The organism is Nocardia lijiangensis NBRC 108240 (assembly GCF_001613045.1).
Taxonomy (GTDB): Bacteria; Actinomycetota; Actinomycetes; order Mycobacteriales; family Mycobacteriaceae; genus Nocardia; species Nocardia lijiangensis.
Map to the genome: position 1 here is coordinate 132,133 of NZ_BDBP01000001.1, position 18,298 is coordinate 150,430.

Sequence of the window (18,298 nt, forward strand, 5' to 3'; positions counted from 1 at the left end):
GCGTGGGCTGGGCGAACTGTCTGCACCGTCTCGGCCAGAGACGGGGGTCGCGGCGACGATCCGCCGTGAACTGCATGCCGCACGGAACGGGACCGCACTGCGGTGAACGCCACGACAGGTTCTCGACCGGTTTCTACGATTCAAGTATTTGCTGCCGATTTGCTCCGCGTCGCGTTCATTGTCGTCCATGCTTGGTCGACGATGAAGTTCAGGCGATCGGAGGTAGTAGCGTGAGCGAGGAAGCCAGCACTCCCATCCGCCCGACCTGGGTACCGGAAAAGCTGTACCCGTATTCCAGTCATTTCGCCGAGATCGACGGCTCGCGTGTGCACTACCTCGACGAAGGCAGCGGGCCACCGCTGGTCCTGCTGCACGGCAATCCGACCTGGTCGTTCCTCTACCGCGACATCATCGCCGGTCTGCGTGACCGATTCCGCTGCATCGCGGTGGACTATCCCGGCTTCGGGCTGTCCAGGGCGGCACCCGGCTACGGCTTCACACCCGCCGAGCATGCCCGGGTCGTGGCGGAACTGATCTCCCGGCTCGACCTGCGCGAGGCTACGCTGATGGTGCAGGATTGGGGTGGACCGATCGGATTCGCCGCGGCAGTGAGGCACCCGGATCGCTTCGTGGCCTTCGTCATCGGGAACACTTGGGCCTGGCCGAAATCCGACCCGAGCACGCAGGCCTTCTCTCGGTTTCTGGGCGGCCCGGTCGGCGGTTGGCTGATCCGGCGGCACAACTTCTTCGTCGAGCGGATCATCCCCGTGGGCGTGCGGCGCAAGAAACTGGACAAGGTGGTAATGGACGCCTACCGCGGCCCCTTCCTGACACCGGAATCGCGCGAGCCGGTCCATGTGTTCCCCCGCGAAATCCTGGCGAGCCGACCGTTTCTCGCCGCAGTCGAGCGCGGCCTCGACGCGGTGCGGGACCGGCAGGCACTGATCGTGTGGGGCACCAAGGATGTCGCCTTCCGCGCCCCCGAACGCCGTCACTGGGAGGAACTGTTCGCCGACCATCGGACGGTTCTTCTCAATGGCGCCGGCCACTACATCCAGGAAGACGCCGCCGACGAAATCGTCGCCGCGATCCGGCAGTGGCGACCGGCCGACAACTGACTCAGGACCGGGTATCGAGCGCCGGTCGATGTGGCTCGAAAGATTCAGCAATCCGACAGTTACGGTTGGCGATCATCGTGCGGACCCGGCGGCGATCGAGCTCCGGGCGGCGCGCGCACGACCGAGTAGAGCCGGACGGGACGGGAGTTCGATGCGTACACCAAAGCGCTGGCACACCCTGGTCGCACTCGTTACGATCGCGACGGCACTGCTCCTGCCTGGCGTCGCGGCCCCCTCGGCGAACGCGACCGTCGTGCCGTTCGGCAACGAGTTTCTCTGGGGTGTCGCGTCGTCCGGGTTCCAGTCGGAGGGGTACGCGCCCGAGAGCAACTGGACCCGCTACATCGATTCGGGCGCAGCCGGGGACGAGTATGGGAATTCGGTCGACTTCACCAACCACTATGCCTCCGATATCGATCTGGCCGCGCGGCTCGGGGTTCGGGTGTATCGGATCGGGATCGAATGGGCTCGATTGCAGCCGGAACCGGGAATCTGGGACGCCGCGGCATTCAGGTTCTACGACGACGTGATCGCCCGTATCGTCGCGGCAGGGATGCGGCCGATGCTCACCCTGGACCACTGGGTGTACCCGGGTTGGGCGAGTGATCGCGGCGGCTGGCGCAATCCGGGCATGGTCGAGGATTGGCTGGTCAATATGCGAAAGGTGGTCAACCGCTATGCCTCTCGCAACCCGCTGTGGGTCACTTTCAACGAGCCCGCCGCATATGTCGGAACCGAGCTGCGTATCGGCGCCATCACCGTCGACGAGGCTCCCGCGATGCTGGACCGAATGGCTCAGGCCCACAACACGATTTACGACACCATCCACCGCGCCACGCCCAACGCACAGGTCACCAGCAACTTCGGTTACGTTGCGGGGGCCGAGACCGAGGTCAACCAGCCGATGGTCGACCGGATCGCCGACAAGCTCGACTTCATCGGCGTCGACTACTATTTCGCGGTGCTGCCGGAATCCGGTCAGTCGGTACAGGGCGGTTCGATCCAGGGCCCCGCGATTTGGGAACTGCCGATTCGCACCGAGGGCATCTATTACGCGCTGCGGCACTATTCGCGCCTATTCCCGGACCGCCCGCTGTACGTCGTCGAGAACGGGATGCCCACCGAGAACGACCTCCCGCGGGCGGACGGTTACACCCGCTCCGAACACCTCCGCGACACCGTCTACTGGCTGCAGCGCGCCAAGGCCGATGGCATCGACGTGGTCGGCTACAACTACTGGAGCCTGACCGACAACTACGAATGGGGCAGTTACACACCCCGTTTCGGCCTCTACACCGTCGACGTCCGCACCGACCCCACCCTGGCCCGCCAACCGACGGACGCCGTCGAGACCTACCGCACGATCATCCGATCCGGCGGGGTCCCCGCGAACTACCGACCGACTCGTCCGCCCGCCGAATGCGCACTGGTAGACCCGCCCGAAAGCTGCGATCAAACGGTCGGCCTCCCTGATTAGACCGCGAGCACTCCGACTGCCCGGTGTCGAGGGAGTAGCTGTGTGCCGCGCAGATGCCGGCGCGCGCCATTCACCAGCGCATGCGCAGCTTGCTGATCCGAGCGCGATCCCGCGGTAGCGATCTGAAATCTAGCAACGCCGGCCAAGCCCCTGCTCACGACAGCGGCAGATCTCGTCTATCGCGGCCGACTCAGGATTCAGGCGCGCGTGCCGTCGGTGGTCTGACGCGGATGCGCCGACCGATCCCGGCCGCGGAAGAGCGCGACCGCCCTGCTGCGCAGGCCGCGGGGGCCGACGCCGTGATGCTCGCCCGCCCCGCCGGATCGCGCCGAATCCTGCTGCGCCGGAGCCGGGTCCTGCACGCGGGTCGCGGTGGCCTCGATCCATTCGGTGTCGGTCGACGAGTGGCGCGGGAGCTCAGCGCCGCGCACGGCGAGTTCGCAGCGGCGAGCCAGATCCTTGCGGTCGAGGCCCGGGTACTCCGGCGTTTCCAGGGTGATCTCGGCGATCATGCCGCGCGAACGCAGCACGCGCAGGGCCGAGTCGCCGAAGGTGTCCTCGCCGACGAAACTGGGCACGGTGCAGCGATCGCCGTGGCCGTCCAGGTAGCGCAGCCGCACGGGCTGCACGAAGGTGCCGGTGTCGATCGCGGCCTGGAAGAGGGCGGGCCGCATGGTGCCGTAGGCGCGTCCGCACCAGGTGGTGCCCTCGGGGAAGAACGCGACTCGTTCGCCCGCGGTGAGGCGAGCGCCGATCTGCGCGATGATCTCGGGCAGCTCACGCAGCCGCTCGCGTTCGATCGGGAGGACGCCCATGAGCTTGGCGAGCCCGCCGATCAGCGGCCAGTCGATCAGATCCGCCCGCGCGACGAACCCGAGCGGCTGCACTGCGGCCAGCGCGACCACGTCGGTCCAGCCGATGTGCCCGGTCACCACGAGCACGCCGGTGCCGGGATCGGCGTAGCGGACATCGGCGGCCGCGGCCGCGGCGGCAGCGCGTTCGGCGCCGACGCGCGAGGCGATGGCGCGTTCGGCGGGCACCGGGTCGGTGGGAATCCGGTTGTCCACCACCCGAAGCCGCATGCCGAGACAGCGCAGCAGCACGCGCGCGTATCCGCGCTGCACGTCCGCCCGCCGTCCCGCGGGGATCGCGAGGTGGCACACCGGATAGGTCAGCAGCAGCCCGGCGATACCGAGCGCGCGGGCGACCACCCGCGCCGTGCCGATCTCACCGATCGGCTCCATGCAGCCGGGCCCGCAGGGGCTCGACGGCATCCACGCGTGCACGGCCTGCGCGGGCGGCGCCTCGAACACCACGGTCCTCACCGTCCCCCGTCGAGGGCCGCGGCAGCGCCCTGTAGTCGGTCCAGATATCGCGTGTTGATGGTGTCCAGGCCGAGCAGCGCGACGAAGTCGGCGACAGCGAAGTCGGGATCGTGTGCCGGTTCGCCGCAGATCTCCGCGCCGAGCCGCAGGTAGCCGCGCAGCAGCGGGGGCAGCTTGGGGCGCGAGGGCGGGGTGAGCTCGTCGAGCGTCTTGCCGTCGACGACCACCGGACGGTGCGGGTGCACCCGCCGCTCCGGGTCGGAGGCGTGCCTGCCGAGCAGCATGTCCCGCACGCCGCGCACGTTCACGCCCGCCGGATCCTGCGGGGTGTCCTGCATCGGCACCGACACGCAGCCCATCACCCACTCGTATCCGGTGAGCTGGATGTAGTGCAGGATGCCCGCCCACATCAGGGTGAGCACCGAACCGTTGCGGTGATCGGGGACCACGCAGGCCCGGCCCATCTCGACGATCCGCTGCCCCTCGGGGTCCAGCTGGGCGAGGTCGAATTCGGTGGCCGTGTAGTACCCGCCCGCCGCGGCGACCTTGTCCGGCGGCAGCATCCGGTAGCAGCCGACGAACTGCTCGGTGACGTCGTCACGAACCAGCAGGTGATCGCAGTGTTCGTCGAAGCGATCGGCGTCGAGTCCGGTGCCGTTGTCGGGGATGTGAAAGCCGGGCTCGTTGGCGAACACGCCGTAGCGCAGCCGCTGCGCCGCCTCCCGATGGTCGGCGTCGGACGAGACGACCAGCGAATAGCGCGACCGTTCCACCCCCGAGTCCGTCGGTCGAGCCGGGGCTGTCAGCACGGACGAAATAGTCATATCCGTGATGAAGCCAGTCCGACACTGCGCCGGGGCAACCTCGAAGTTGCGTGCCGATGCAGGCTAGGTTAACGAGACGCCGGTCACACCCAACGTTCACCGACCCGATGCGCACCGTTAGCATCAACGCGTCGTGGAGTCGCCTTTCCCCTGCTCAATCAACGTTTCATCGCCTAGAAACGGCAATCGCACCGATGCGCGGGCATCGGTGCGATTCGTTCGGGTGCGCTCAGGCGGCGACGCGTTCCGGTACGCGGTCCCGCGTCGTTGCCGGTTCCACCTCGTCGAAACCGGGGCGTCCGGTGCCGATGAAGGCGACCAGCCACGAGGCCACCGCGGCGAAGCGGTTGCGGAAGCCCACCAGGTACAGCAGGTGCACCGCGAGCCACATGACCCAGGCGATCACGCCACGGAAGGTGATCTTCTCGTTGAGCTTCACCACCGCGCTGAACCGGCTGATCACCGCCATGCTGCCCTTGTCCCAGTACTTGAACGGGGTACCGGGTCGCTTCTTGCGGCGGATGATGTCGGCGGCGTGCCTGCCCTCCTGCATGGCCACCGGCGACTGGCCGGGGTAGCCGTTGAGCGAGGTCATGTCGCCGATCGCGTAGATGTCGGCGTAGCCGGCAACGGTGAGATCCGGGTTGATCAGCAGCCGTCCGGCGCGGTCGGTCTCGACGCCGGTGGCCTCGGCCAGGATCTTCGCGAACCCGCCCGCCTGCACGCCCGCCGACCAGACCACGGTCTCGGCGGCGATCTTGCGCTCCACGCCCGCCTTGTCCTTGACGGTCACCTTGCCCGGCTCGATGTCGGTGACGAAGGTGTCGACGAGCACCTCGACGCCGCTTCCGGTCAACGACTTCTTCGCGTACTCCGAGAGCCCACCGCCGAAGGGCGGCAACACCTCTCCGGCACCCTCCACCAGGCTGACCGAAACCTCCTGGTGGTAGTACCTTTTCGCGAGTTCTTTGAGCTGACCGGCGACTTCCACGCCTGTCGCGCCTGCGCCGACCACCACGAAGCTGAGCAGCCTGCGCTTGGTCTCGGCGTCCGCGGTCGCGGCCTCGGCGAAGACCCGTTCGATCTGCGCGCGAAGCAGTTTCGCGTCGTCGATGGTCTTGAGCGCGAAGGTCTTCTCGGCGAAATCGTCACGGCCGAAATAGGACTGCGAAGCGCCGGTCGCTGCGATCAGCGACCCGTACCGAATCTCTTGGCGCACACCGTCGGTGACGTAGGTCACGATCGCCCGGTCGGGATCGATGGCGACCACCTTGCCGATGCGTACGTCGGCTTCCTTGTGCCTGCGCAGCACCGACTTGATGGGCGGCGCGATTTCATGCGATGCCAGCACACCCGTCGCGACCTGGTAGAGCAACGGCTGGAACAGGTGTTCCGGTGTGCTGGAGATCAATACGTAGTTGATTCCCGACTTGGCAAGTTGCTTGGCGGCGGCCAGCCCCCCGAATCCCGATCCGACGACGACCACATCTGCGTGTTCCATGACAGCCTCCTTCTCTCATTAGCAACCGTTATCGGGAACGCAGATATTTCAGGCGTTGAGGCGCATAATGAAGATGACTCTTATCTGGATCGCTCATGAATAGGAGCTTGTCGTGGAGCTTCGCCAGCTGGCATACTTCGTCGCGGTCTGCGAGGAACTGAGCTTCAGCAGGGCCGCCACTCGGTGCTTCATCTCGCAATCGGCGATCAGTCACCAGATCGCCCGGCTCGAACGGGACTTGGGCGTGCCGCTGTTCGAGCGCTCTACCAGGGCCGTCGTCCCCACCGACGCGACCACACGGCTACTTCCGCTTGCGAAACAAATGCTGAGCCTGGAATCCGCTATCCGCGCCGCGGTCCGCGCCTCCGGCCCGCGAATCCGGTTGGCGGCCAACATGTCCTTCGCGAGCCGCTCGCTGTCCGCCATCGCCGCCGCGCGCGCCGCGCACCCCGACGCGGAAATCGAATTCGTGATCAAGCCCTTCCGCCAACGCATCACGGCCGTCGCGGACGGCGACTGCGATCTCGCGCTGATCCGCGGGCGCGTCGACCAGCCCGGCCTGATGGTGGAACAACTCTGGGTCGAAGACCTCGTGATCGCCACCACCAGCGGGCATCCGCTGGCCACCCGCGACACCGTCACCCTCAACGACCTCAGCCCCTACCCCCTGCTGCTGCCGCCCGAGCAGGAACAGGTGCTGCTGCACAACATCATTCGCAGCGCCTTCGCGGATCTGCCCGTCGGCCCCACCTTCGGCCCGCCGATCCCGCCCGACCACACCGCCACCATGGAACTGATCAACCGCCCCGAGGCGTGGACCGTCCTCTACGCCCAGAGCCCCACCGAAGGACTCGTCGTCCTGCAACTCGCCGAACACCGCCTGCGCATCCCGGTCTCGGCCGTCCTCCGCGACGACTCCCGCCGCTCCCCCATCCTCAGCACCCTCCTCGCCACCCTGCAGCGCAGCTGAGGCACCAACAAAAAGACCTCGCCAAACCTGCTGCTACACAACGCAACAACAGATCTGGCGAGGTCCGGGTAACTCACCGGGTACGGGCTTAGCCCGCTACTGTCCAACGCAGGACGGCAGCGGAACCCAGCCCCGCACCCAAAGCAGCCGCCTTAGGCGCGGAGAGGCGGACTAGCTAGCCCTTGTGGGTCTTGACCGCTTCGGTGAGCTGCGGGGCGACGTTGAACAGGTCGCCCACGATGCCGTAGTCCGCGATCTCGAAGATCGGGGCCTCTTCGTCCTTGTTGACCGCGACGATGGTCTTCGAGGTCTGCATACCGGCGCGGTGCTGGATGGCGCCGGAGATGCCGAGGGCGATGTACAGCTGCGGGGAGACCGTCTTACCGGTCTGACCGACCTGGAACTGGCCCGGGTAGTAGCCCGAGTCGACGGCGGCACGCGAAGCGCCGACGGCCGCGCCGAGCGAGTCGGCCAGCGCCTCGACGACCGCGAAGTTGTCGGCCGAGCCGACACCGCGACCACCGGAGACGACGATGTTCGCCTCGGTGAGCTCCGGACGGTCACCGGCGACGACCGGCTCGCGCGAGGTCACCTTGACGACGCCCTCTTCCTGCGCGGGGACCTCGACGGTCACCTTCTCGCCCGCACCCGCCTGCGCGACGGCCTCGACCGCACCCGGGCGGACCGAGATGACCGGCACGTCGCCGGTCGCCTTGGCGTCGACGGTGAAGGCGCCACCGAAGATGGAGTGGACGACGGAGCCGTCGGCGTTCAGGCCGATGACGTCCACCAGCAGGCCGGAGCCGATGCGGGCGGCGAGGCGACCCGACACCTCCTTGCCCTCGGCGGAGGCGGCGACGATCACGGCGGCCGGGGACACCGACTCCACCAGACCGGCCAGCACGTCGACCTTCGGGGTCACCAGGAAGTTCTCCACATCGTCGGACTCGGCGATGTAGATCTTCTCGGCGCCCGCGGCGGCCAGCGCGTCGGCCAGCTTCTCGCCGGTACCCGCGGCGCCGAGCACGACGGCGGCCGGGGTGCCCAGGGTGCGGGCGGCGGTGAGCAGTTCGGTGCTGACCTTCTTGATCGCACCGTCGGCGTGCTCGACGAGCACAAGTACTTCAGCCATTTGTGTTCTCTCCTAGGAAGTCTCGTCAGCCGGGCGGATCAGATGATCTTCTGACCGATGAGGTACTGGGCGATCTTGCTGCCGCCGTCGCCCTCGTCCGCGATCTTCTCGCCCGCGGTGCGAGCAGGCTTCGGGGTGGACGCGGTGACGGTGGTGCCCGCGTTCGCGACACCCACGGTCGACGGGTCGACGCCCAGATCGGCCAGCGTGAAGACCTGAACTTCCTTCTTCTTGGCCGCCATGATGCCCTTGAAGGACGGGAAGCGCGGCTCGTTGATCTTCTCGGTGACCGAGACGATGGCGGGGAGGGTGGCCTCCAGCTTGAAGACGCCTTCGTCGGTCTCGCGCTCGCCGGTGATCTTGTCGCCGTCGACGGTCAGCTTGCGCAGGTGGGTCAGCTGCGGCAGGCCAAGGTACTCCGCGATGATCGCGGGCACCGCGCCTGCGCGGCCGTCGGTCGCCTCGTTACCGGCGATGACCAGCTCGACACCCTCGACCTGGCCGAGCGCGCTGGCCAGCACCCACGCGGTCTGCACGGCGTCGGAGCCGTGGATCGCCGGGTCGTTGATGTGGATGGCCTTGTCGGCGCCCATGGACAGCGCCTTGCGGATGGCCTCGTTGGCACGGTCCGGACCGGCGGCCAGCACGGTGACCTCACCGCCCTGGGCCTCCTTGATCAGCAGCGCCTCTTCGACGGCGCGCTCGTTGATCTCGTCGAGGACGGCGTCCGCGGCCTCGCGGTCCAAGGTGTAGTCACCATCGGAAAGCTTGCGCTCGGACCAGGTGTCGGGAACCTGCTTGATGAGTACGACGATGTTCGGCATCGGTCTTCGTCGACCTCCTGTTCTGGGGGCGTGTATCTGGCGGTCGCACGAGCTGTGCCGTACGTCCTGTTGAGGTAGCTCAGGGCGTGACACTACCCTACGCTAAGTTACTCATGGGTAACTTAGTGGCTTCTCTCTCACTACACCGGTCCGGGCGATATCGTGCGCGACCCTTACCAGTAACGTCGGTGTGATGAGCGAGGCTGTGATCCCTGCCGCAGTGGGCGACCCGAGGGTCATAACTACGGAAAATGCCGGTGCCGTCGAACCGCTTCCACTGACCGGAGAGCGCACCGTACCCGGCATCGCCGAGGAGAACTACTGGTTTCGCAGGCACGAGATCGCCTACACCCGGCTGCTCGACCGGTGCACCGGAAAGACCGTGCTGGAGGCCGGTTCCGGCGAAGGCTACGGCGCCGACATGATCGCGGGCGTGGCCACCAAGGTGATCGGCCTCGACTACGACGCGAGCGCGGTCGCGCACGTGCGGGCGCGCTACCCGCGCGTGGAGATGATCCAGGGCAACCTCGCCGCCCTGCCGCTCGACGACGACGCGGTCGACGTCGTGGTGAATTTCCAAGTCATCGAGCACCTTTGGGATCAGAGCCAGTTCCTGCGGGAATGCCTGCGCGTGCTGCGGCCCGGCGGCGAGCTGCTGATCAGCACGCCCAACCGGATCACCTTCTCGCCCGGCCGCGACACCCCGCTCAATCCGTTCCACACCCGTGAGCTGAACGCCGACGAGCTCACCGAGCTGCTGGTCGACGCCGGTTTCGAGGTCGCGCTGATGACCGGCGTGCATCACGGAGCGACGCTGAAAGCGTTGGACGCCAAGCACGGTGGCTCGTTCATCGATGCGCAGATCGAGCGGGCACTGGCCGGCGAGCCGTGGCCCGCCGAGCTCACCGCCGACGTCGCTGCGGTGTCCATCGACGACTTCGACCTGATCACCGAAGACATCGACGCCAGCCTCGATCTCGTGGCCATCGCGGTGAAACCTTGACCGACAACGCGGTACCCGGCCAGTTCACCCTGGTCCTGCACTCCCACTTGCCCTGGCTGGCCCACCACGGCCGCTGGCCGGTCGGCGAGGAATGGCTCTACCAGTCCTGGGCCGCCTCCTATCTGCCCGTCGTCGAGGTGCTGAGAACCCTTGCGGCGGAAGGACGTTCACATCTGCTGAGCCTGGGCATCACCCCGGTGCTCGCGGCCCAGCTGGACGACCCGCACTGCCTGGCGGGCATGCACCACTGGCTCGGCAACTGGCAGCTGCGCGCCGACGAGGCCGCCATGGCGGGCAACACCGCACTCGGCAGGCACGAACACCGGCTCGCCGCCGCGGCGCTCACCGAGTTCGAGCAGCGCTGGCGGCACGGCGCCGCGCCGGTCTGGCGCGAACTGGTCGACGCGCAGACCATCGAGCTGCTCGGCGGTCCGCTGGCGCACCCGTTCCAACCGCTACTCGACCCGCGACTACGCGCCTTCCAGCTGCGCGAGGGCCTCGCCGACGCCCAGCGGCGCTGGGGCCACACCCCGACCGGCATCTGGGCGCCGGAGTGCGGTTACACCCCGGGCATGGAACTCGGCTACGCCGCCGCCGGTGTGACGCATTTCATGGTCGACGGTCCCGCGCTGCGCGGCGACAGCAGCCTCGGACGCCCGGTGCGGGACTCCGACGTGGTGGCGTTCGGGCGCGACCTCCAGGTGAGCTACCGGGTCTGGTCACCCAAGTCCGGATATCCCGGCCAAGCCGCGTACCGTGACTTTCATCACTACGACCATGCGACGGGTCTCAAACCCGCCCGCGTCACCGGCAAAACGGTGGCCGGGCCCGACAAGGCGCCCTACGACCCGGAGCTGGCGTCCGCGGCGGTGGTCCGCGACGTCGACGACTTCGTGCAGACGGTGCGCGAGCGGCTGGTCGCCGAATCCGAACGCATCGGTCGTCCGGCCCTCGTCGTGGCCGCCTTCGACACCGAGCTGTTCGGGCACTGGTGGCACGAGGGCCCGCAGTGGCTGGCCCAGGTGCTGCGCGCGCTGCCGGAGGCGGGCGTCACCGTCGGCACCCTGGCCGACGCGCGGGAACGCGGATTCGTCGGTGAGCCCGTGCAGTTGACCGACTCGTCCTGGGGATCCGGCAAGGACTGGCGAGTCTGGGCCGGTGACCAGGTGCGCGATTTGGTCGAGCTCAACGACGAGGTCGTGCGGCTGGCGCTGGACACCCTGGACAAGATGCGTGCCGGAACCTCGTTCGCGCTGCGCGATCCGGTCGCGGATCAATTGCTGCGCGAGGCGATCCTGACGGTGTCCAGCGACTGGGCGTTCATGGTCAGCAAGGACTCCGCGGCGGGCTACGCGCGGGAGCGGGCCCACCAGCACGCGCACGCCGTGCGGGAAATCGCGGCGGCGGTCGGCGCGGGTCAAGTCGCCAAAGCACGGCAGTTGGCGGCAGGATGGTACGCGGCCGACGGATTCTTTCCCGGATTGGATGCGCGACGGCTCCCCAGTACCGACCCCACGGGGAATCCGGCCCCGGACGGCCCAGCCGCAGAAGGCCCTGACCGACAAGGCCCTGCCTGAGAAGGACTTGCATGAAAATCTTGATGGTGTCGTGGGAGTACCCACCGGTTGTGGTCGGTGGGCTGGGTCGCCACGTACATCACCTGGCCACCGAGCTCGCCGCGGCGGGCCATGAGGTGGTCGTCCTGTCCCGCCGCCCCTCCGGCACCGACTCGGCAACCCACCCGACGCACTCGTTCATCGAGGACGGCGTGCTGGTGGTCGCGGTCGCCGAGGATCCGCCGTGCTTCGACTTCGGCGAGGACATGCTGGCGTGGACCCTGGCCATGGGCCACGCGATGGTGCGCGCGGGCGTCGCCCTCGGCAAGCCCGGCATCGGTGACGGCTGGACGCCCGATGTCGTGCACGCGCACGACTGGCTGGTCGCCCACCCCGGCATCGCCTTGGCCGAGTACTACGACGTGCCGCTGGTCTCGACCATCCACGCCACCGAGGCGGGCCGCCACAGCGGCTGGGTCGCGGGCAAGGTCAACAAGCAGGTGCACTCGGTCGAGTGGTGGCTCGCCAACGAGTCCGACGCGCTGATCACCTGCTCGACCTCGATGCAGGACGAAGTGGAACGCCTCTACGGTCCCGAGCGCGTCCCGATGACGGTCATCCGCAACGGCATCGACGTGGGCGCCTGGACCTTCCGGCCGCGTGCCCCCCGCTCCGGGCCGCCCCGGCTGCTCTACGTCGGCAGGCTCGAATACGAGAAGGGCGTGCAGGACGCCATTGCCGCGCTGCCCCGCATCCGCCGGGCCCACCCCGGCACGACGCTGACCGTCGCGGGCGTCGGCACGCAGTTCGAATGGCTGCGGGAACGGGCCAGGGTGCACCGCGTCGCGCGCGCGGTGACGTTCGCGGGCCAGCTCGGCCACCAGGAACTGCTCGGCTGGCTGCACGGCGCCGATGCCATCGTGCTGCCCAGCCGCTACGAGCCGTTCGGCATCGTGGCATTGGAGGCGGCCGCCGCGGGCACCCCGCTGATCACCTCCACGGCGGGCGGGCTCGGCGAAGCCGTCATCGACGGCGTCACCGGCGCCTCCTTCGAACCCGCCGACGTGGACGGTCTGGTGGAGGCGGTGCGCGCCACGCTGGACGACCCCGTCGCTACCCAGGACCGCGCCTACGCCGCGCGGGAACGCCTGACCGCGGACTTCGCCTGGGACGTCGTCGCCGCCGAGACCGCGCAGGTGTACTCGGCCGCCAAACGCCGCGTGCGCAACCCGCTCGGCAGGCCGAGCATCGTGGAACGTCCACTGCCGGAACGGGATCCGAACAACCCGCTCTGACAGGGCAGCCGCATCACTCCGGCTTGAAGACGAAGACCTCACCGATACGCGTGGCCACCACCACCTCGCCCTGGGCGCCGACCGAGGTGCCGGTGGTGGTGCCCTGCGCGCCGGGCAGCACATCGGAATCGATGGTGGCGCCGGTGCCGGTGTCGAAGGTGATCAGGTTCAGGCCGTCGCCGATGGCGGCGGCGGTGTAGCCGGTGTCGCCCGCGGTCTGCACCGGGACGCCGCGCAGCGCAAGATCTTTGCGCTCCCACACGGTTTCGGCGCTCTCACCGGTGTCGCGCAGGGCGAGCAGATAGCCCTCGTCGCCCGCCGGGATGATCAGACCGTCACCGGAGACCGAGATCCCGCCGCTCGGCGTGAATCCCAGCGGCCGCACCCACTTGGTGCGCCCGTCGACGGCGTCGACGGCGATCAGCCGCTCGCTGTTGTCGCCGACGTAGACCGTGCCGCCGTCCGCGGACAGGGCGGGGCCGGTGGCGCTGCCCTCGGTCAGCAGCTCCACCCGCCACTCCTGCTGAATCCTGTTGTCGGCGTAGCGCAGAGCGGCCAGCGCGGCGCTGGGCGAGCCGGGCTGCCACACGGTGACGTAGAAGCGGCCGGTGGACCCGTCGATCGCCGAGATGTTCGCGATCGGGCACTGCGGGCCGCCGGTGGCGCAGTCGTCGAGCCCCTGACCCGAGGCCGGGCGGGTCAGGTCGGGGTTGTCGAGGAAGTCGGGTTCGCCGAGCAGCTGGACGGTCGGCGCCGTCCGCAGACCGGTCTGCCGGTCCAGCACGTCCACCTGGCCGGACTGGGTGATGGTGAGCAGTCTGCTGTCACCGGTGAACTGCACCGAAACCGGAACGCCGGCAACGGGTGTGCGCCAGCGCGGCTGGCCGAGATAGTTGAAGGAGCTGACCGCGCCGTCGTCGCCGACGTAGACATTGCTGACACCGTCGACCGCCGTCGGCGACGAGATCGCGTTGGGGCCGAGCACATCACAGAAGCGCTTGCGGCCGGTGAGCATCTGGAACGACAGGATGGCGCACCCGTTCGCGGTTCGGGTGGTCAGGAACAGCTGGCCCTCGGCGCCGAGGGTCACCGGCTGCTCGATGGGGCCCGCGGCGGGCCTGGACCAGCTGAATGTCAGCGAGCGCGCGCCGGTCACGGGGCTGACGCCGCTGTTGCGGCCGTCGTGGTAGGCGGCGGGCCACCCGGTGCCCGGGCCGACGGTGATGTCGTCGACATCGGTGCCGCAGGCGGTCAAGGCCAACGCGCCCATGGCGGCCAGCGCGGCCACCGCGCGCACCCGGAATCGCGGCTGTGTCGCGACAGCCCGCACGCTACCGGTTCGCACTGCTGGTCTCCCCTCGGGTCGGTGGCCGTTCGCAAGACTAGCGGGTGTCGAATTTGCCGCGCCTGCGGCACGGCGTGTTCGCGGCCCCCTGGTGTCTCGCGCTCGAGCGGCCGCTGCCGGCGACGGTGTCGCGTGCGCCGCGGCCGCTCGAGCGCGAGACGGGCCGCGAACGGCGCTCGTAAGACTCGCTCGGGGGGGCGGTCGGCTTGCGATGAGGTTGCTTCTCGGCGGACGTCTCGCCCGCGAACGTGAGGGTAAGGCCGGACGTGATAGCGCACGAAAGTACGCTGAGTATCCAATGACAGACCCTCGGGTCGCCGCCCGGGGAACACGACGGGAGAACGGTTCGTGACGAGCATGTGGGGCGCACCGTTGCGCTCGCGGTGGCGGGGTTCGCGCCGCCGGGATCCGCAGCAGGCGCGATTTCTGACGATGGCGTCGTTGCGCTGGGTGCTCGCCAACCGCGCCTACACGCCCTGGTATCTGGTCCGCTATTACCGGCTGTTCAAGTTCAAGCTGTCCAACCCGCACATCGTGCTGCGCGGCATGGTGTTCCTCGGCCGCCGGGTCGAGATCCACGCGACCCCCGAGCTGGGCCGGATGGAGATCGGTCGCTGGGTGCACATCGGCGACGGCAACGCCATCCGCTGCCACGAAGGCTCGCTGCGGATCGGCGACAAGGTGGTGTTCGGCAAGGACAACGTCGTCAACACCTACCTCGACATCGAGATCGGCGAATCCACCCTGGTCGCCGACTGGTGCTACATCTGCGACTTCGACCACAAGATGGACGACATCACGTTGCCGATCAAGGATCAGGGCATCGTGAAGAGCCCGGTCCGGATCGGCCCCGACACGTGGATCGCCGCCAAGGTGACGGTGCTGCGCGAGACCCGTGTCGGCCGCGGCTGCGTGCTCGGCGCGCACGCGGTGGTCAAGGGCGAGATCCCGGATTACAGCATCGCCGTCGGCGCACCGGCCAAGGTGGTCAAGAACCGCAAGGCCACCTGGGAGGCGGGCGCCGAGGAGCGGGCGAAGTACATCGCCGCGCTGGAGGACATCGAACGCAAGAAGAACGGCGTCACCCAGCAGGCGTAGTGCGCGCTGCCCGGAAGTCGTCGGTCGGCTCGAGTACGGTCGTCGGCATGAACAGGTACGCGGCGCTGCTGCGCGGAATCATGCCGACGAACCCGAACATGCGCAACGAGAAGTTGCGCGCGGTGTTCGAGGGGCTCGGGTTCGAGAAGGTGGCGACGATCCTGTCCAGCGGCAACGTGGTGTTCCGGTGCGACGACACCGACCCGGCGGCGCTGGAGGACCGGATTCAGGAGGCGCTGAACCGGGAGCTGGGGATTCCGGGCGGCACCATCGTGCGCGACTACGCGGAGCTGCGCGAGCTGCTGGATCGCGACCCGTTCGAGGGTCTCACCCACGAGCGGGGCTCGTACCTCACGGTGACCTTCTTCAAGGATCAGAGCCCGCAAGTCGAGCATCCGGAGACCGGCGACGCGCTGACCAGGATCATCGGCTACGACGCCGAGGCGCGCGCCTTTCTCACCGTCACCGACAACAGCACGCCGAAGACGCCGGACTTCATGGCCTGGCTGGACAAGACCTACGGCAAGGACATCACCACCCGCACCTGGCTGACGGTGCAGCGGATCGTGAAGAAGCTGGAGTCCTAGGCCGCTCGGCGGCTAGCGCACCGCAGCGGGGGCGTGCGAGGTGCACAGGAAAACCGCTGCGGCGCGGCCGATCCGAGTGATCACCAGGGTGTAGGGCACGCTGCCTTTGAGCTTCAGTCGTTTGCGCAGCGCGTCCGGATCGACGTCCACGCCGCGCACCAGAATCTCCAGCGCTCCGCAGTCGCGGCGGGACAGCTCTCGGCGCAGGGTCTTCTCGCGCAGTTCGAGCCGGTCCTCGATACGGAATCCGCGCACGCCTTCGGGCACCGCGTCGCCGGTGAGGTAGGCGATGTGCGGATCCAGTTGCCACAGGCCGTGTCTCACGGCGTAGTGCCGGACCAGCCCGGCCCGCACGATGGCGCCGTCGGGATCGATGATCCACTCACCCGGCGGGCGCTCGGGCAGTTCGTCCGGCTCGGCGTCGGTGAGAACCTGTGGTCCGCCACGCGAACTCAGCACGGTGGCGCGGCGGGCGACGCCGGGTTCGGCCAGGCCCGCCGACCACAGACATGCCTCGCGCACCGCGCCGTCGAGCGAGACCACCTCGATCTCGCCGCGCCAGTCCAGGCGGTCGAAATCCAGTCCCGGCGCGCACTTCACGGCGAGATCGCGGCCCACGTACGCGTCGAGCAGATCGGGCAGCGGCGGTTGCAGTCTGGCCGGGTCGTGGGTGCGGCGACCGTCCGCGCGGCGGGCCGGATCGGCGATGATCACCGTGCCGGTGCTGCTCGGCACGACCGCATCGGCCTTGGCCAGCAGCACATTTCGGTGCTCGACCGGATCGGCGCCGGACAGCGGCGCCCAGCGCGATCCGAGGTTGTGCGCGGCGATCGCCAACCGCACCTCGTCGAGGTCGCTGCCGACCACGGCGGGGCACACCTCGGCCAGTTCGACGAGTTCGGCGCCGATGGAGCAGGTGACGTCGTGCACGGCCCGACCGGCCAGCCGGGCCGCCCGGTGCCGGGCGACCGGCGTCGGCGTGGCCTGCTGGAGCGCGTCGTCGGTGAAGAGCCAATCCCCCGCGTCGTGCAGTTTGGCGACGGCCTTGCGTCGCAGCCGCACGGTTTCCACGAGCGCGGCGGCGTGCTCGCCGTGGTCGCGACGCACCCGCTCCAGATCGTGCAGGTGCGTCGCGGGGGTCAGCTCCAGCCGGTCCACCTCGGCCAGCGCGGCATGCCCTGCCGCGCTGGCGAGGAAGGCGATGTCCGCGCGGCCGAAGCGGTAGCCCACCTACTTGGCGGACGCGCCCGGCTTCACGCCGGTGATCATGGCGTTGTAGAAGAACTGGCGCGGCACCACGCGGCGCATGACGTTCTCGTCCACCCAGCTCAGTCCGAGCCACGCGCGGTACATCGCCATCCGGTATCCCATGGTGAGCTTCTCGGCGGGCACGGCCGCCTCGAAGGTGCGCACCGGCCAGCCCCACAGCGCGGCGGCGAATTCCTCGGTGCTCGCCTTGACCTCGACCGCGCCCGCGGAACGGGCCATCGCCTCGAGATCGCGCGGATCGAAGGTGTGCAGGTCGACGACCGCCTCCAGCGCCGCGGCGCGCGAGGACTCGTCGAGCTCCTCCTGCGGACGGCGCCAGCCCGCCAGCGCGGGCAGCTTGGTGACCGACGTGGTGGCCTTCCAGGTGATGCGGCCGAGCCAGCGGGCGTAGAAGTTGCCCACGGTGGTCGGCTCACCGGCGAAGACGAAGCGGCCGCCCGGCTTGAGCACCCGCAGGCATTCCTTCAGCGCCAGCTCCACATCCGGGATGTGGTGCAGCACCGCGTGACCGACGACCAGATCGAAGGTGTCGTCGTCGTACGGGATGGTCTCGGCGTCGGCGACCCGGCCGTCCACGTCCAGGCCCAGGTTCTCGGCGTTGCGCAGCGCGACCTTCACCATTCCCGGCGAGAGGTCGGTGACCGAACCGGACTTGGCCACGCCGCCCTGCATCAGGTTCAGCAGGAAGAAGCCGGTACCGCAACCGAGTTCGAGCGCCTTCTCGTAGGGCAGCGGCGCGGGGCCCACCGCGGCGTCGAAGCGGCCGCGGGCGTACTCGATACAGCGCTCGTCATACGAGATGGACCATTTGTCGTCGTAGGTCTCGGCCTCCCAGTCGTGATAGAGGACCTGGGCGAGCTTCGTATCCTTGAGCGCTGCTTCGACCTCGGCCTCGGTGGCATGCGGGTTCGGCGCGGGGTCGTCGGGACGTACCGTCATGGTCGCCTAGCCTACATAAATCCCCAGATGAGGCC

Annotated in this window: 16 protein-coding genes; 8 read left to right on the forward strand and 8 right to left on the reverse strand. The window is 68.6% G+C overall.

The features are described from left to right. Nucleotides 1-74 precede the first annotated feature (74 nt). Together NL1_RS00560 and NL1_RS00565 are read left to right on the forward strand one after the other, a co-directional pair. The gene (locus NL1_RS00560) at nt 75-1,118 is read left to right on the forward strand and encodes an alpha/beta fold hydrolase (RefSeq protein ID WP_084510187.1); all 1,044 of its coding nucleotides are present in this window, start codon (nt 75-77) and stop codon (nt 1,116-1,118) included. 151 nt (nt 1,119-1,269) lie between these two features. Next, on the forward strand, nt 1,270-2,595 hold the full coding sequence (locus NL1_RS00565) for a family 1 glycosylhydrolase (protein ID WP_067832741.1): 1,326 nt from the start codon (nt 1,270-1,272) through the stop codon (nt 2,593-2,595). A gap of 197 nt (nt 2,596-2,792) precedes the next feature. Here NL1_RS00565 and NL1_RS00570 read toward each other — a convergent pair whose 3' ends face one another. The 3 genes from NL1_RS00570 to NL1_RS00580 all read right to left on the reverse strand — a co-directional run bounded on the left by NL1_RS00570 (nt 2,793) and on the right by NL1_RS00580 (nt 6,245). Beyond that, the gene (locus tag NL1_RS00570) at nt 2,793-3,911 is read right to left on the reverse strand and encodes a lysophospholipid acyltransferase family protein (RefSeq protein WP_245673023.1); all 1,119 of its coding nucleotides are present in this window, start codon (nt 3,909-3,911) and stop codon (nt 2,793-2,795) included. A 5-nt stretch (nt 3,912-3,916) separates the two neighbouring features. Then, complete coding sequence (locus NL1_RS00575) at nt 3,917-4,744, reverse strand: GNAT family N-acetyltransferase (protein WP_067832745.1); 828 nt, start codon at nt 4,742-4,744, stop codon at nt 3,917-3,919. A 229-nt stretch (nt 4,745-4,973) separates the two neighbouring features. Further along, entirely contained in the window at nt 4,974-6,245 is a 1,272-nt protein-coding gene (locus NL1_RS00580) for an NAD(P)/FAD-dependent oxidoreductase (protein ID WP_067832747.1), read from the reverse strand. Nucleotides 6,246-6,357: 112 nt separating this feature from the next. Between NL1_RS00580 and NL1_RS00585 the strand changes: the two genes are divergently transcribed. Next, complete coding sequence (locus tag NL1_RS00585) at nt 6,358-7,215, forward strand: LysR family transcriptional regulator (protein WP_067832749.1); 858 nt, start codon at nt 6,358-6,360, stop codon at nt 7,213-7,215. Between the two features lie 175 nt (nt 7,216-7,390). On the opposite strand, the gene NL1_RS00590 is transcribed toward NL1_RS00585, so the two are convergent. Together NL1_RS00590 and NL1_RS00595 are read right to left on the reverse strand one after the other, a co-directional pair. Beyond that, nucleotides 7,391-8,347 carry an electron transfer flavoprotein subunit alpha/FixB family protein gene (locus tag NL1_RS00590; protein WP_067832751.1) on the reverse strand — a complete coding sequence of 319 codons (957 nt, stop codon included), beginning with the start codon at nt 8,345-8,347 and terminating at the stop codon, nt 7,391-7,393. A 38-nt stretch (nt 8,348-8,385) separates the two neighbouring features. Continuing rightward, complete coding sequence (locus tag NL1_RS00595) at nt 8,386-9,171, reverse strand: electron transfer flavoprotein subunit beta/FixA family protein (RefSeq protein ID WP_067832754.1); 786 nt, start codon at nt 9,169-9,171, stop codon at nt 8,386-8,388. A gap of 193 nt (nt 9,172-9,364) precedes the next feature. Between NL1_RS00595 and NL1_RS00600 the strand changes: the two genes are divergently transcribed. Genes NL1_RS00600 through NL1_RS00610 form a run of 3 tightly spaced genes read left to right on the forward strand, consistent with a single transcriptional unit; the run spans nt 9,365 to nt 13,025 of the window. Beyond that, nucleotides 9,365-10,174 carry a class I SAM-dependent methyltransferase gene (locus NL1_RS00600; protein WP_067832756.1) on the forward strand — a complete coding sequence of 270 codons (810 nt, stop codon included), beginning with the start codon at nt 9,365-9,367 and terminating at the stop codon, nt 10,172-10,174. Continuing rightward, complete coding sequence (locus NL1_RS00605) at nt 10,171-11,751, forward strand: 1,4-alpha-glucan branching protein domain-containing protein (RefSeq protein ID WP_067832758.1); 1,581 nt, start codon at nt 10,171-10,173, stop codon at nt 11,749-11,751. Before NL1_RS00600 ends, NL1_RS00605 begins: the two co-directional genes overlap by 4 nt. Before the next feature lie 11 nt (nt 11,752-11,762). Continuing rightward, entirely contained in the window at nt 11,763-13,025 is a 1,263-nt protein-coding gene (locus tag NL1_RS00610) for a glycosyltransferase family 4 protein (protein ID WP_067832761.1), read from the forward strand. Nucleotides 13,026-13,038: 13 nt separating this feature from the next. Here NL1_RS00610 and NL1_RS00615 read toward each other — a convergent pair whose 3' ends face one another. Then, complete coding sequence (locus NL1_RS00615) at nt 13,039-14,370, reverse strand: outer membrane protein assembly factor BamB family protein (protein ID WP_245673024.1); 1,332 nt, start codon at nt 14,368-14,370, stop codon at nt 13,039-13,041. Between the two features lie 348 nt (nt 14,371-14,718). Here NL1_RS00615 and NL1_RS00620 point away from each other — a divergent pair, with 348 nt between their 5' ends. Further along, the gene (locus tag NL1_RS00620; RefSeq protein ID WP_067832763.1) at nt 14,719-15,468 is read left to right on the forward strand and encodes an acyltransferase; all 750 of its coding nucleotides are present in this window, start codon (nt 14,719-14,721) and stop codon (nt 15,466-15,468) included. 47 nt (nt 15,469-15,515) lie between these two features. Then, nucleotides 15,516-16,055, forward strand: a complete 540-nt coding sequence (locus tag NL1_RS00625; RefSeq protein ID WP_067832968.1) for a DUF1697 domain-containing protein — start codon at nt 15,516-15,518, stop codon at nt 16,053-16,055. 12 nt (nt 16,056-16,067) lie between these two features. On the opposite strand, the gene NL1_RS00630 is transcribed toward NL1_RS00625, so the two are convergent. After that, a complete protein-coding gene (locus NL1_RS00630) occupies nt 16,068-17,285 on the reverse strand; it encodes a THUMP-like domain-containing protein (protein ID WP_067832767.1) in 1,218 nt (405 codons plus the stop codon). Beyond that, the gene (locus tag NL1_RS00635) at nt 17,286-18,263 is read right to left on the reverse strand and encodes a class I SAM-dependent methyltransferase (protein WP_067832769.1); all 978 of its coding nucleotides are present in this window, start codon (nt 18,261-18,263) and stop codon (nt 17,286-17,288) included. Between the last annotated feature and the right edge of the window lie 35 nt (nt 18,264-18,298).

Excerpts from the sequence above, each read along its gene's own strand:
- NL1_RS00610 (WP_067832761.1), top strand. The coding sequence starts at position 11,763 with ATGAAAATCTTGATGGTGTCGTGGGAGTACCCACCGGTTGTGGTCGGT.
- NL1_RS00635 (WP_067832769.1), bottom strand. The coding sequence starts at position 18,263 with ATGACGGTACGTCCCGACGACCCCGCGCCGAACCCGCATGCCACCGAG.
- NL1_RS00625 (WP_067832968.1), top strand. The coding sequence starts at position 15,516 with ATGAACAGGTACGCGGCGCTGCTGCGCGGAATCATGCCGACGAACCCG.
- NL1_RS00565 (WP_067832741.1), top strand. The coding sequence starts at position 1,270 with ATGCGTACACCAAAGCGCTGGCACACCCTGGTCGCACTCGTTACGATC.
- NL1_RS00580 (WP_067832747.1), bottom strand. The coding sequence starts at position 6,245 with ATGGAACACGCAGATGTGGTCGTCGTCGGATCGGGATTCGGGGGGCTG.
- NL1_RS00560 (WP_084510187.1), top strand. The coding sequence starts at position 75 with ATGCCGCACGGAACGGGACCGCACTGCGGTGAACGCCACGACAGGTTC.
- NL1_RS00600 (WP_067832756.1), top strand. The coding sequence starts at position 9,365 with ATGAGCGAGGCTGTGATCCCTGCCGCAGTGGGCGACCCGAGGGTCATA.
- NL1_RS00590 (WP_067832751.1), bottom strand. The coding sequence starts at position 8,347 with ATGGCTGAAGTACTTGTGCTCGTCGAGCACGCCGACGGTGCGATCAAG.
- NL1_RS00595 (WP_067832754.1), bottom strand. The coding sequence starts at position 9,171 with ATGCCGAACATCGTCGTACTCATCAAGCAGGTTCCCGACACCTGGTCC.
- NL1_RS00575 (WP_067832745.1), bottom strand. The coding sequence starts at position 4,744 with ATGACTATTTCGTCCGTGCTGACAGCCCCGGCTCGACCGACGGACTCG.